This window comes from Corallococcus sp. AB032C (assembly GCF_003668935.1).
In the GTDB taxonomy this organism is placed as follows: domain Bacteria; phylum Myxococcota; class Myxococcia; order Myxococcales; family Myxococcaceae; genus Corallococcus; species Corallococcus exiguus.
On record NZ_RAWP01000171.1, the window covers coordinates 1 to 13,217 of the forward strand.

Annotated in this window: 11 protein-coding genes and 1 other RNA gene; 3 read left to right on the top strand and 9 right to left on the bottom strand. The window is 70.3% G+C overall.

Annotation, left to right across the window (positions count from 1 at the left end; all coding sequences use genetic code 11):
• Positions 1-262: 262 nt before the first annotated feature.
• Positions 263-997, top strand: a complete 735-nt coding sequence (locus D7X99_RS39585; protein WP_120581532.1) for a zinc ribbon domain-containing protein — start codon at positions 263-265, stop codon at positions 995-997.
• Between the two features lie 30 nt (positions 998-1,027).
• Positions 1,028-1,678 carry a ribonuclease HI family protein gene (locus tag D7X99_RS39590; protein ID WP_121782270.1) on the top strand — a complete coding sequence of 217 codons (651 nt, stop codon included), beginning with the start codon at positions 1,028-1,030 and terminating at the stop codon, positions 1,676-1,678.
• 6 nt (positions 1,679-1,684) lie between these two features.
• On the opposite strand, the gene D7X99_RS39595 is transcribed toward D7X99_RS39590, so the two are convergent.
• The 8 genes from D7X99_RS39595 to D7X99_RS39630 form a co-directional block, all read right to left on the bottom strand.
• The gene (locus tag D7X99_RS39595) at positions 1,685-3,472 is read right to left on the bottom strand and encodes a lipopolysaccharide assembly protein LapB (RefSeq protein WP_147476397.1); all 1,788 of its coding nucleotides are present in this window, start codon (positions 3,470-3,472) and stop codon (positions 1,685-1,687) included.
• Positions 3,469-5,802: a DnaJ domain-containing protein gene (locus tag D7X99_RS39600; protein WP_233614121.1), complete on the bottom strand. Its 2,334-nt coding sequence runs from the start codon at positions 5,800-5,802 to the stop codon at positions 3,469-3,471. Before D7X99_RS39600 ends, D7X99_RS39595 begins: the two co-directional genes overlap by 4 nt.
• Positions 5,751-7,271 (bottom strand): S16 family serine protease, encoded by a 1,521-nt coding sequence (locus D7X99_RS39605; RefSeq protein ID WP_121782273.1) that lies wholly within the window; start codon positions 7,269-7,271, stop codon positions 5,751-5,753. Before D7X99_RS39605 ends, D7X99_RS39600 begins: the two co-directional genes overlap by 52 nt.
• Before the next feature lie 94 nt (positions 7,272-7,365).
• Positions 7,366-9,144 carry an Hsp70 family protein gene (locus tag D7X99_RS39610; RefSeq protein ID WP_121782274.1) on the bottom strand — a complete coding sequence of 593 codons (1,779 nt, stop codon included), beginning with the start codon at positions 9,142-9,144 and terminating at the stop codon, positions 7,366-7,368.
• A gap of 46 nt (positions 9,145-9,190) precedes the next feature.
• A complete protein-coding gene (locus D7X99_RS39615) occupies positions 9,191-9,688 on the bottom strand; it encodes a hypothetical protein (RefSeq protein WP_121782275.1) in 498 nt (165 codons plus the stop codon).
• 217 nt (positions 9,689-9,905) lie between these two features.
• On the bottom strand, positions 9,906-10,643 hold the full coding sequence (locus D7X99_RS39620) for an SUMF1/EgtB/PvdO family nonheme iron enzyme (RefSeq protein ID WP_158627146.1): 738 nt from the start codon (positions 10,641-10,643) through the stop codon (positions 9,906-9,908).
• A gap of 119 nt (positions 10,644-10,762) precedes the next feature.
• Positions 10,763-11,530: a tRNA(His) guanylyltransferase Thg1 family protein gene (locus D7X99_RS39625; RefSeq protein ID WP_121782277.1), complete on the bottom strand. Its 768-nt coding sequence runs from the start codon at positions 11,528-11,530 to the stop codon at positions 10,763-10,765.
• Positions 11,517-11,966 (bottom strand): AAA family ATPase, encoded by a 450-nt coding sequence (locus tag D7X99_RS39630; RefSeq protein WP_121782278.1) that lies wholly within the window; start codon positions 11,964-11,966, stop codon positions 11,517-11,519. Before D7X99_RS39630 ends, D7X99_RS39625 begins: the two co-directional genes overlap by 14 nt.
• Before the next feature lie 163 nt (positions 11,967-12,129).
• Here D7X99_RS39630 and rnpB point away from each other — a divergent pair.
• Positions 12,130-12,523, top strand: an RNA gene (gene rnpB / locus D7X99_RS39635) — RNase P RNA component class A.
• A 9-nt stretch (positions 12,524-12,532) separates the two neighbouring features.
• Here rnpB and D7X99_RS39640 read toward each other — a convergent pair.
• Positions 12,533-13,096: a hypothetical protein gene (locus D7X99_RS39640; protein ID WP_120579711.1), complete on the bottom strand. Its 564-nt coding sequence runs from the start codon at positions 13,094-13,096 to the stop codon at positions 12,533-12,535.
• Positions 13,097-13,217 lie beyond the last annotated feature (121 nt).

A 13,217-nucleotide genomic window follows, 5' to 3' on the forward strand; every position in this document is an offset into this window, starting at 1 on the left:
GGGCGTGGCCGGAGGAGCCGGCGGAGGCGGCGATTCGCGGCAGGCCGCGGCGGCGAGGAGGAGCGCGGGGGCCAGGAGGGGGCGGAGGCGGAGGCTGGACACGCGCCCGGTCTAACGGGTGCGTGAAGCGGATTCAAACGCTCAAGAGGCAGGCGGCGAACACGGGGATGGAGGCTTCCCCAATTACGCGTTGGAACCCCAGCACCCTTGTTGGTACAAGAGCCGAGCCGCGCGTCGGTGCGGCCGTGTGGGAGGCAGCAACTTGCGGGAGAAACTGAAGGCCTTGGCGGAGCTGCAGAAGGTTGACCTCGAGGTCGCCTCGCTCCGAAAGGCGGCGGACGTGCATCCCCGCCAGATTTCCGAGCTGGAGCGGGAGCTGGGGGTCGCGCGCAATGGCATCGAGGCCGAGCGGACACGCGTCGCCGACCTCGAGAAGCAGAAGGCCTTGCTCGAGCAGAACATCACGGACGAGAAGGACAAGGTGAAGAAGTGGGAAGCGCGCCTGTCCGACCAGCGCTCCACGCGTGAGTACTCGGCGCTCGCTCGCGAAATCGACATCGCGAAGAAGGGCATCCTCACCCAGTCCGAGGCACTGACTGAGAAGGTGAAGGAGCTGGGCCAGGCTCGCGAGGGCATCAAGGGCAAGGAGGCGGAATACGCCACCAAGCAGCAGGGCCTGTCGGGCCGGATGACGGACCTGCGCGGGAAGCTGGGCGAATCCGAGTCCCAGGTGAAGGGGCTGGAGGGGCGCCGCGCGGAAGTCGCCGCGAACGTGGATGCCAACCTGCTCCGCCGCTACGAGGTCATCCGCAAGAAGAAGCTGCCCGCGATGGTGGGCGTGGTGGCCGGCACCTGCCAGGGCTGCAACATGAACCTGCCCCCGCAGATGTACAACATGCTGCGCACCTCGCTGGGCACCGACGTGTGCCCCTCGTGCAACCGCATCATCTTCGCCGTGGAAGCGCTGAACGAGCCGAAGGACACCGCCGAGAAGTAGCGGCGGCGCATCACTTCGGTCCCCTTCCCCATGCCGACCCCTTCGCTCGTCGACGTCCTCCGTCACATCGCCCGTGAGGAGCCGTTGACGGCGACGGTGCGCGCCTTTCGCGGGCTCACCCGCGAGCACCTGGGCCAGCTGTTGGACGAAGCCGCCGACCAGCTGGGCGGCGGTCCGCGCGACGCCGGGGCACCTGCGTCAGAGCCCGCCCCGCGGACGGCGCCCGAGTCCACCACGTCAGGCATCGAAATCGTGACGCCCGCCGCGGGTGGAGCGCTGAACCGCGTGCGCGTCTATTCGGACGGAGCGGCGCGAGGCAACCCGGGCCCTGCCGGCGCGGGAGCGGTGCTGACGAACGCCGAGGGCGCGGTGGTGGCGCGCCTGGGCAAGTTCCTGGGGCACCAGACGAACAACTACGCCGAGTACATGGGCCTGCTCATCGGCCTGCAGCACGCGAAGAGCCTGGGCGCCCGCGAGGTGGAGGTGTTCGCGGACAGCGAGCTGCTCATCCGTCAGCTGGGTGGGAAATACCAGGTGAAGAGCCCCACGCTGAAGCCCTTGTTCCAGGAGGCACAGAAGCTGCTGGCCACCTTCGGCAAGGTGAAGCTCGCCCACGTCCCCCGCGCGCAGAACGCGGAGGCGGACGAGATGAGCAACCGGGCCATCGACGAGCGGATGTAGCCCGCGTCAAGGCACCGAGTCCCCGGCCACGGCGCCGGACGGCTTGGGGCGTGTCCAGTGCTCGAGCGCGATGCTGACCGCGCCGGGCAGCAGCACTTCCTTCTTCACCCGTGCATACGCCGCCTTGGAGTCCTGGCCCCGCGCATCCTGTTGGCGCGCGAGGACCAGATGGAGCGCGGCGCGCTCGCCCCAGTCCAGCGTCGCCGTCAGCGACTCCACGGGCAGTTTGCCGCGCAGCACGTCCTGCAACTCGCCGTAGCCCAGGTCCACGCCGGAGATGTCGAGCGTCCTCGCCGCGAGCGCGGCGTCCCCGAGCCTTTCGAACTCCGCCGCCAGCAACATGCCCGCCTCTGAGCCGATATGGCGGAAGCCGAAGAAGTCGACGTGCGTGGAAGCCCGCGCGGCGAACTCTGGCTCCTCGGCGAGCGCCAGCATCAGCCGCGCCGCGGTCTCGACCGAACCATCCTGCGCGCTGCTCGGCGCCTCGGCATCCGGAGGCTGTCCCAGCGAGGCCGAGAGCCACCGGGTCACCAGGCCCTCCGGCTGGTCCTTCTGGGCCCACGCGACGAGTTGCCGCATCGCTGCGCTCTCCTTGCCGACCTGTGACGCGTGTCCGGCGAGCTTCGCGTAGAGCAGCACGTCATCCAGGTCCGGTAACTCCTCCTCCGCGCCGGCCTTGAGCAGGCGCTCCGACAGCCTGCGCGCCGCCTCCGCGCGGCGGCCCAGGGCCACCAGCACTTCGGCATGCGTGTCCTGGTAGCGCGAATAGTCCGGGTCCCCCTGCTCGATTGCATCCAACAGCGGGAGCGCATCCGCCCAGCGCTGCTGACGTGCATACCGCACCGCCAGCGCCCGGCGGGGAAGCAGCTCCCCAGGATGACTGCGCACCAGCGCCTCCAGCCGCGTGGTCCCCGCGGGCTCGGGCTCGACGCGCGCGAGCATCACGGCCATGACCAGGGAGGCGGGATCGCGTTCCACCCCGGTCTGGTAGTACGCGCGAACCTCATCAGTCCGCCCGGCGCGACGCATGTTGTACATCCACGCCCGCTGGGCGTCCGAGTCGTCCGGCTGCGCGTCACGCCGCTCCCGCGTGGCGGCGAGCGACGCGAGGAGCCCTTCCTCACGCGCGAGCACCATCCTCGCGACAACGGCGGCGTTCTGCGCGCCCGGTGTCTCCGGCAGCGCCCGCGCGAGCTCTTCCGCCAGGCGCGCGGCCTTGGCCGTGTGGTGGTTCGTCATCAGCCAGCCGTAGCTCGTGGCCCAGCCCCCCGGCACCTGGCCCAGATGCATGCGCGTGGTGGAGCGGCCATCCTCCTTGCGCATCGAGAGACGCTTGGGAGGTTCGGTGAGCACGTAGTCGATGTGTCCCGCCCGCAGGAAGGGCGTGCCCGCGAGGACCAGTGGCGCGGACTCAGGCGCGGTGGTGCCAGGAGCGTCGTCCCGCGAGTAGCGGACCGTCGCCATGTAGAGCGGAGAGGCGCCCAGCAGGTTGTAGACGAAGAGGCCACCCTCGTCGGTCACGTACACCGTCTCGTGGGCCAGCGTGGCCTCCCCGCTGCGCACGTCCACGTCCAACGGCCCGACGGCCATCGGGCGCACCCGATGATCATTCGCCCCTAGCGAAAACTGCTCGCCGCCCGCGGTGACCGTGACCGAGGTGTCCAACGCGTTGATGAAGAGCACCTGCTCATGCGTGTCGAGGGACCGGACCGCGCCCACGATGGCGAGCGCACAGACACCGATTCCACCGAGCAGCAGCATGCCCTGGCGGGGAGAAGTCGAAGGAGCACTCACGGCCGGGCCTCCTGGGCGAGCGTCGAAGCGGTGAGCAACAACGGGCGGCGGTCGCCCGCACCGGGCAGCTGCCAACGGTCCACCCACGCGTGGAAGAGGACCTCCAAGGCACGCGGATCCGCCGCGTCGGCCACGAGCTCCAGCGGCGGAGCCGGCACGTCCGCCCCGAGCCCTTCCTGGGTCACCGACCAGACCCGCTGCGATGATGCGCCTCCCGGGCCGGGCTTCGACGCCTCCCGCACACGCAGGGTGAGCACCGGCGGCCCGTCACCCGGCAGCCCCCGACCTCCGTCCACGACGAGGACGCCCTGCCCCAGCGCTTCATCCACCGTCCGTTGCCATGCGTGCACGATCAAGTCCGAAGGGTCATCCCGCTCCGGCGTCCGCGTCCCGGCGGGCGCCTCCCACGTCACGGTGACGCGGCGGCTGTGGTTGCGAGAGACGGCGTCCAGCAACGCCGTGAAGAGCGCGCGGGACGGCGCGGCGGCGCTGCCTGGATCCAATCGGGACTCCATCCGTGTCCGCGCCTTGCCCAGCTCCGCGTCCACCCGGGCCTGGAGCTGGGGGACGAAGCGAGGGTCGGGCTGCTCGCGCAGGTACTCGAGCATGGGGCTCAGGTCCTCACGCGACGCGACTCGCATCCAGGCGTGCTCCGCGGACAACCGATTCTGCGGCCACACGGCCCCGCCCACGAGCAACACGCCGATCCCCGCGGCGGCGAATACACCGGGCCAGGGAGAAGGCGTGTTCGGTGCTCGCACGTGGCCTTGCTTGTCCGCGCTCGACAGCAACGCCGGAGGCAGGTGCTCCACGCCGCTCTCCGCGTCCAGCATTCCCCGGCCGAGCAACTCCAGCACACGGCGGCGACGGGCGATGAGCTCCTGGGCCAGTGACTCCGCCTTGTCCTTGCCCCGCACGGTCAGGACCATGCGCTTGTCACTGAAGCGCAGTTGGATGTTGGTGTGCTGGTAGACGCCGTTGGTCTGGTGATTCACCAGTTGCAGGTCCTGCAGGTGCACGAGCGGCCACACGGTGATGCGGTCGATGGCCACCTGGATCAGATGCAGGGGATGGATGGTGTTGAAGCGCCCGTAGGGGCTCGCCATCACCCGCAGGAGGTAGCGGGCCTGGAAATACATGGCGCCGGAACCGAGCGCCGCGATGGCCGCCCACCCCACCCAATCCCAGACACCGCGCTCGTTGGTTCCCAGGAAGAGGAACGCCAGCAGGAAGCACAAGGCCGTGGCGCACACCAACGTGAAGAGGGCCGGCATCACCCAGGTCGTCAGGACGCGCCAGCCGCCGATGCGCTCGGCCTCCAAATGCAGCCATTCACGGGTGACGGCAGGGAGTGCGTCCACCTCCACCGTGACGCGCGTCGGATATGCGACCTCGGTGGCGCTCTCCGGGTTGAAGCGCCGGCCAAACGCGAGCAGCTGGTTCGCGCCCTTGGACTTCTGCTGGGCGAAGAGATGCGCGGCGGCCGAGGAGAGCTGGCCTCCAGTCCATCGGCGCAGCTCGGGGTCCGCGTCCTCTGGCAGCTCGGCGTCGAGCCGCTCCAACTCCTTCGTGGCGTTGGAGTCCTGGCCGAACTCCAGCATCGTCGCGATGCGCCGCACCTTGAGGGCGAGCACGTCCATCCGTGAGATGGCGGGCAGCGACTGCGCCTGCTCCAGCACCTTGAGCGCGTCCGCCACCTGCCCCATCGCCTCCAGGCAGTCCGCCAGCGCCACGCGCGGGCCCACCTCCGACGGGCCGTGCTTGCCCGCGCGCCAGAAGGCATCCGCGGCTTCCTTCATCTGCTCCAGCCGGAGCAACGCCCAGCCCCGTTGCAGGTGCCCCTGCCAGGAGTCCGGTGCCCGCGCGAGCAGGGCGTCGAACTCCGCCAGCGCCTCCTTGGCGTCACCCTCGTAGAGGAAGTGACGGCCCAGCAGGATCCGCGCGTCGTGGAAGTCCGGCTGTTCGTTGAGCAGCTCGGTGAGGAGCCTCCGGCCACCGACCTTGTCACCTGCCTCGAACAGGTTGATGGCCTCCTGGAGCGCGGCGTTCTTCTCCGCCTCCGGGCCATCCGCCTGTTGCGCGGCGCTGGCGTCGAAGGCCTGGCGTGCCTCGGGGTCGTTGAGCAGCTCGTACGCTTCGCGCAGACGGCGGAACTCCTCCGGATGCGTCTCCGGCGGGTTCTGCCGGACGCGCTCGAAGTACGCCTTCTTGATGGCGCGGGCGTCCGCGTCCTTCTCGACGCCCAGCACCTCGTAGGGGTTCTGGCGGGCCTCGTTGTTCACCGTCGCTCCAGTCCTGGCGTGTTCGCGGCCGCGTTCACGAGCCGCCACGCCTCATCCAAGCTGTCCACCGCGATCAATCGCAGGCGTCCGGACACTTCGGGCGGCAGCGCCGCCACGTCGTCCAGGTTGCGGCGCGGGTGCAGCACCACGCGCATGCCTTCGAGGTACGCGGCCACCAACTTCTCGTGCACGCCGCCCACCCGCCGCACTTCACCGTTCAGCGTCAATTCACCCGTCACGGCCAGCCGCGCGGGCAACGGGCGCTGTGTGTACGCGGAGAGGCCCGCCAGCGAGAGCGCGAGCCCGGACGACAGGCCGTCCTTGCCGACCTCCGTGTCGGTGTAGTGCAGATGCAGGTCGTAGCGGGTCGTGAGCGTTCCCAGGCTCAGCGCGGGAGCGCGGGCACGCACCACGCTGAAGGCCACGTCCGCGGCCTCCTGGCCTTCGGGCCCCACGTGGCCACTGCACCGCAGCACGCCGCGCCCGGGCACCGCGATCGCCTCCAGCGGCGAGACATGCCCGCCCCCCGGATGCCAGCCGAGCACGCCCACGCGCCCGACCGCGGGCAGGTCACGCGCCAGCAGACGGCGACGTTCAGCGATTTCGGCCTCGCGGCCCGCCGCCGCCAGGGACTCTCCGTTCGCGGCCGCGCGGGCATAGAGCTCGCGCGCGTCGTCCAGCGCTCCGGCTTCGAGCCGAAGGTCTCCCAGACGCAGCGCCGCGGCCCCCGGTGCCCCCGCCATGTCGAGCACGGCGCGACGGGCCTCTTCGACCTGGGCGGCGGGACGTCCCTCCAGCCACAGCAACTCCGCGCGAAGCAGGGCCGCGGCGGCGCGGGTCCGGGTCGCCGCGGGTGCGATGACGAGCTGCCGCTTCACCTCCGCGAACGAGCCCCGGGAGAGCGCTTCGACGGCTGCGTCGAGCTTCGCCTCGGAGAGCGCGGCACGCGCCGTGGGCAGCTTGAGCGCCTGGGTCGCCTGCTCCAGGGGAGGCGCGTCCAGCATGGCGGTGGTCGCCGGAAGCCCGAGCGCCGCGCGAGCCCCCAGCACCGACTCCGCGAGGCGTGGATCCTCCGGAGCAAGGAGCCGGGCCCGCTTGAGCGCGGGCATGGCTTCGGAAGGCCGGTTCGTGCGCTCGCACAGACGGATGACGGCGCGCCAGGCCTCCAGTTCACCGGGCGCGGCTTCGGTGGCCTCGAACGCATGCACGAGCGCGTCGTCCGGCCGCTCCTCCTCCAGGAACGTGATCAACTCCGCGCGCAGGGACGCATCGCGAGGCGCTTCGCGAACGGACGTCTGCAACATCTTCAGCGCTTCTGCCCGCTTGCCGTCGCGCGCCCATGCGCCGCACAGGAGACGGCGCGCGGGCCCACCTCCGCCCAGGTCCAAGGCCTTGCGCGCGTGCTCCGCGGCCCCGCTAAAGTCGCGCTCCTGGAAGAGCGCTTCGGACAATGCCAACCGCGCGGAGGGGTCGGACGGACGCAGTACCACCGCACGCTTGAGCTCGGTCAGGAGCATGCGCGCTCCCGATGAGTCTCGGCCACGAACCCGCGCGAGCCGTTGGAGCGTTGCACCACCCGGCGCTGAAGTTCGGTCCGCTGCACGTGCTCTCTCAACCCAGGTCGAACAGCAGGTCCGTGAGCTCTGCGTCCAGGCGGGCCGCGGCCCCCCGGTCACCCTTCGCACGGGCCTCACGCAAGGCATTGCACAGCGACTCCAGCCGGGGACGCACGCTCGCTGGCGCGGTCGCGATCCGTTCGGTCGCCGCGTTCAACAATGCGTCCGCGTCGGCATCCGGAGACACCGCGGGCGGAGCCACGGACACGGGTGCGGACGACGGCGTTGCCGGCACAGGGGCCGCGCCCCACTCGCGAGCCAATCGCTCCTTCGCCTCCAGCCGCTGCTCCGGCCCCAGGCGCTGCGAGCGCTTGTCCACCACCAGCGTGGCCTCCTTGCCCGTGGAGACCACCCGCGTCGTCACGTCGAGGATGCCGTTGATGTCGTACGTGAACGTGACCGCGACCTTCTCCGACCCCGCGCGCCCGGGCGGCACGCCCTCCACCGTGTACGCGTCCAGCAGCAGGTTGTCCTTCACCAGCCGGGCCTCGCCCTGGAACACGCGGATCTCCACCGCGCGCTGCCCGTCCGCCGTCGTGGCGAAGGTCTCCGTGCGCGACACCGGCACCGTCGTGTTGCGCGGGATGAGCGGCGAGAAGACTCCGCCCACCCGCTCGCGCCCCACCGACGCCTGCACCTCCACGCCCAGCGTGAAGGGACACACGTCGGTGATCATGATGCCGTGCGCGGCGCTCACCGCGCCCGTCTTCAGCCCTGCCTGCAGCGCGGCGCCCAGCGCCACCGCCTCGTCGGGGTGCACGCCGTCGCGAGGCTCGCGCCCGAAGTATTCGGCGACCAGCCGGCGCACCAGCGGCACGCGCGAGCTGCCACCCACCAGCACCACCTCCGCGATGGACTTCTTCGCAAGCTTCGCGTCCTTCAGCGCGCCCTCCATCGGCTCGAGCGTGGAGCGCACCAGGTCGGTGATCAGCGCCTCGAACCTCGCGCGCGTCACCTCCACCTCCAGCGACGCGGGCGTGCCGCCCCGGCCCGGCGCCAGGAACGGCACGATGACCGGCGTGGCCTCCACGGACGTGAGCGCGATCTTCGCGGCCTCCGCCGCGGCCTTGAGCCGCACCTGCGCGGATAGGTTCCCGGCCAGCGACACGCCGTGGGCGCGCTCGAACTCCGCGCCCAGCCACGCGGCCAGCACCTGGTCGAAGTCACTGCCTCCCAGCTGGTTGTTGCCCGCGGAGGCCTTCACGTCCAGCACGCCCTGGAACATCTCCAGCACCGACACGTCGAACGTGCCGCCGCCCAGGTCGTACACCAGCACGTACTGCTCGGCGTCCAGGTGGTTCACGCCGTACGCGAGCGCCGCGGCGGTGGGCTCGTTGAGCAGCCGCTCCACCTTGAGCCCCGCCAGTTCTCCCGCGTCCTTGGTCGCCTGTCGCTGCGCATCGCTGAAGTAGGCGGGCACCGTGACCACGGCCTCCGTCACCGCGCCGCCCAGCGCCCGCTCCGCGTCCTCGCGCAGCGCACGCAGGATGAGCGCGGAGATCTCCGTGGGGCTGTAGCGCCGGTCCCCGAGCATCACCGGCAGGTCGCGGCCCATGCGCCGCTTCACCTCCGCGATGGTGCGCTCCGGATGCACGAGCAACTGCGCTCGCGCGGACTCGCCCACGTGGAGCCGGCCCTCCGCGTCCAGCCCCACCACCGACGGAGTGAGGCGCTGCCCCAACCGGTTGGTCAGGAGGTTGGGACGGCCCGCGCTGTCGAGCGCGGCCACCAGGGAGTGCGTGGTGCCCAGATCAATGCCAACGACGTGACTCATGTGAGGTGAACCCAGGGCCTTTCGGCAAAGGACCGCGAGCGGCGGACTAGGACTCCGGCGGCGTCCACGGCTGCGCGGGCGCGGCGACAGGGGAGTCCTTCGGAGCGGCGTACAGGCTGCGCAGCTGCGCGATTCCCTCCAAGCTGATTCCCGCCTCCTGGGCGATCTCCAGCGCGCGCTCCGGCGACGCGTGGGTCACCCACTTCCACTTGTACGAAGCGATGAGCCCCCCGATGCAGGACAGCACAAGCACGCCCGGGACGATGGCGTCCGCTTGGTCGTGATCCCCGAAGGCGACGAGGCCGACGACGAGCGAGATGAGCCCCGCGACGATGAACAGCATGCGCGCCCACGCCACGAGCACGGACTTGCCGCTCATGGAGATGGCCTGCCCTCGCCAGCCATTGCCCTCCTCCGCCACGACGAGCCAGCCCTCCAGCGGAATGAGCGGCACGAAGTTGATGTGACCGAACTTCGTCGCCACGTAGCCCAGGCCAGGAATCTCATCGACCTTGCCGTAGAGCCTCGAACCGAAAATGACCATGTGCTTCCCCCTCGAAACCGTCGCGCCGTGCCGCGAAGGCACCCGGGCGCGTGCGCGCGAATCCTGCGGCAGCCGGGTGAACACGCGCAATCCCCCGCCCCGGGTAGGACAGCGCCTCACGACCCCGTGGGCCACCGCCCTCCAGGACATACGGACCAAGCGGGAAAGACTGGCTCCCCGACACCCCAAGTGACTCCGCCCCCCGACGCCGCGTCGCTCAGGGCCGGTGCACGCAGCGGAACCCCACCCCCGTCAGGCCGTTCTTTGGATAGGCGAGGCCCCGGTGGGCGGACCGGAACAGGGAAGGCATGTGATTGAGCCAGGAGCCCCCACGGTGGACTGGCTTCTCCGGCACGCCAGCGGGTTCTGGAGGCGCGTCCTCGCCCAGCCGCTCCTGGTAGCCGGTGGCGGTCCACTGCCACACGTTCCCGGCCATGTCGCAAAGCCCCCAGCCGTTGCATCGCGGCCCGGCGTGGACCACCGGGGCCGTGCCGCCAAGGCAGCCTCGCGACGTGCACGACACCGAGCCGACCCCGTGCTCCGCGTCGAACGACTCGCCCCACCAGAAGGCGGAGGCCGTGGAGGCACGCACGGCGTACTCCCACTCCGCCTCCGTGGGCAGTGCACCGCCCACGAGCTCGCAGTAGGCGCGCGCGGCGCGCCAGTCCACGCAGTTCACGGGATGGTCCGTGCGCTCGGAGTCCAGGTTGCAGCGGCCGAGCCACTCCCCCGGGGTCTCCGCGTCGCTCCACCAGCGCGCTTGCGGATCCTTCGCGCGCACCTGCTCGCGTCGCGCCGCGAAGGCCCGCACCGTCACGGGCGTCACGTCCATCTGGAAGCGCTCGAACGCGACCTCCGTCCGGGGCCCTTCATCCACATCCCGTCCGGGCTCCCCCGCCGGCGAGCCCATCTCGAAGCGCCCGGCCGGCAGCCACACCGACTCAGGCGGGGGCACGGGCTCCACGCGAGCGGAGCGTGGAGCCGTGCCTTCTTTCGCTGTTCCACAGCCCGCCATGAACACAAGGAGGGCGACGCCCGAACGGACCCGGAAGGAAGTCGAAGTCATCCGGGGGACTATCGCTCCACACCCTCCAGCAACGACAGGATGAAGGCGCCGTACGCATCCTTCATCGGTAGCTCGTAATCCACCTTGAGGCGGCGGCGCTCCGCGAGGACCGTCTCCCCCGTCCTCGGGTCGCGGGCCTCCTTCGCGTACGTCTCCCGGTAGAGCCCCGTCCCACGCTTCTGCCAGCTCGGCACGTCGTTGAAGTTCACGCCCCGCTGGAAGAGCAGTTCGTTCTTCTCCGCCACCGACAAGCGCGTGAGCATGCTCGTGGCCTCCGCCACGTTCTTCCCTTCGCGGCGCAGGCTCCAATAGCAGTGCGCGTTCAGCGCGTTCCGGACCGCGTCCTCGTTGCGCCAGCGGAAGTAGTCGCGCACGAGTTCCGCGTTCGGCAGCTCGCAGATGCGGCAGTCGAACACGGCCAGGTCTCCCAGGAGCAGCGAGAACTTCGCGCTCGCCTCCCCCGCGAGGATGGAGTTGAGCTTGCGCGTCTTGCGCCCGAAGGCGTCCTCGTCCGGGTGGAAGAGCAGCGAGATTTCGTCGCTCTGCGTGTAGCCGTAGACGACCCGGAAGCCGCAGTCCATCAGGTGCCCGGTCGTCGCGACCATCAGGTCGCGCACGCGCACGTCGAAGGGGCTCTCGAAGGCGTGCACCTCCTTCGTCAGCCGCGTGAAGCCGCGCCCATCGATGCGCGCCACCATGAACACGCCGGGCAGCACGCACAGGTCGTGCGCGGTCTCGAACACGCGCATCTTCTCGTCCAGCTCATCGAACTTCACGTTGCCACTCCTCCACGGTGAAACCGTCTGGCCCCAGCCGGACGAAGAAAAGCGCGTCGAAGCCCTCCTCGGGATTGGGGACCTGCAATCGCTTGTACGTCCCGAGCACGCCCACCAGCGGCACGCGCTGCTCCGCCGGGCGCTGATCATTCCGCAGCAGCGCGTCCGCGACCTTCGACTGGAAGTAGAGCCCCACCACGCGGAAGCCGAACTGCTTCGCGGCCGCGATGTAGCGGGAGCGCTCCGCCACCGTGGGGTTGGTGTTGTCCACCGCGAAGGGCTGCTTCGCTTCCAGACACGCGCGCAGCAGCACCTTCTCCCGGTGCCGCGTCTTGAGCATGTCCAGGCTCAGGCGGACGTGCGTGGTGAAGAGGCGCTCCCGGTAGAAGCTGCTCTTCCCCGCCCCCTGGATGCCCGTGAAGATGACCGCTTCCATGCCGCCCCTCCCTCCCACGAAGGCCGCTCGCGGGGACTTTGGGACGCTCAGGCGCGGGGAAACCCGACAGGCCCCTGGACGCCCGCCCGCCAGCGGCTACACGACAGCGCCTCTTCCAGAAGGTGGACCCGCCCGGGCTGGCTGTTGTATCCCCCAGAGTGCCGGAGCGGTCCGGGTGAACGCCGGCCATCGCAGGCATGGATGGCGGGAGGAAAGTCCGGGCTCCAGAGGGCAGGGTGCTGGCTAACGGCCAGTCGAGGCGACTCGCAGGAAAGTGCCACAGAAAACAGACCGCCCGTTCCCGCAAGGGGGCGGGTAAGGGTGAAACGGTGCGGTAAGAGCGCACCGCGTCCGGGGTGACTCGGACGGCACGGTAAACCCCACCTGGAGCAAGAGCCAATAGGAGCGCGTCCCCGAAAGGGGACAGGGATGGCCCGTCCCATGCGTTCGGGTTGCTCGCTGATGAGGTCCCTGGGCAACCAGGGCCCTAGATGAATGTTCGCCGCCCATCCCGAAAGGGGTGGGGACAGAACCCGGCTTACAGGGCCGCTCCGGTTTTTTCCCTGTTACTTGCCCACGGGGACCTGCGCCAACAGCAGGCGCCCCCGGCCGTCGTTGCGCACCGCCTCCGGGTTGGTGATGGGCAGCCGTGCGTCGTTGCGCGGCTCCCACAACCCCATCCACACGTTGACCGCGCGCGGCGACGCGCCCTGCGGCAGGGCGATGACGAACTCGTCCTTCACCGTCTCGCCCACCTTCCACTGCGTGGTGGGGTACAGGCCACCCGCGGGCTTGTGGTCCACGTTGAGGCGCTCCATGCGCCCGTCCGCGTCCTCCAGGTGCACGAAGACGAGGTAGTCCTCTTCAATCGGCTGGAGCACCTTGAAGAAGACGGTGACGCGCGCCTGGTCCCCCACGGGGATGCGGCCCGGCTGCACGGACGCGCCCACCACCTCCACCTTGCCGCCCAGGTTGGCGCCGCTGCGGATGGACAGCGGGGGCACCTGGGCGACGGTGGCCGCGCGGCGCTCCTGGTCGCTGGCCCCTCCGGGGGCCTCCACGATGCAGGCGCTGGAAGTCCCCAGGAGGACGGAGGCGGTCAACAGGACGTTCAGGGGCGGAAGGCGCATGACGGAGGCCTGTTCTACCCGGCCACGGGCGCTGCATCCAACTGCGCGTTGGTGTATGCGGAGCGGCGATGAAGACCCCGAGCCCCCTCGACGCACTCCTGGCGCAGGCGCCCCCCGCCCC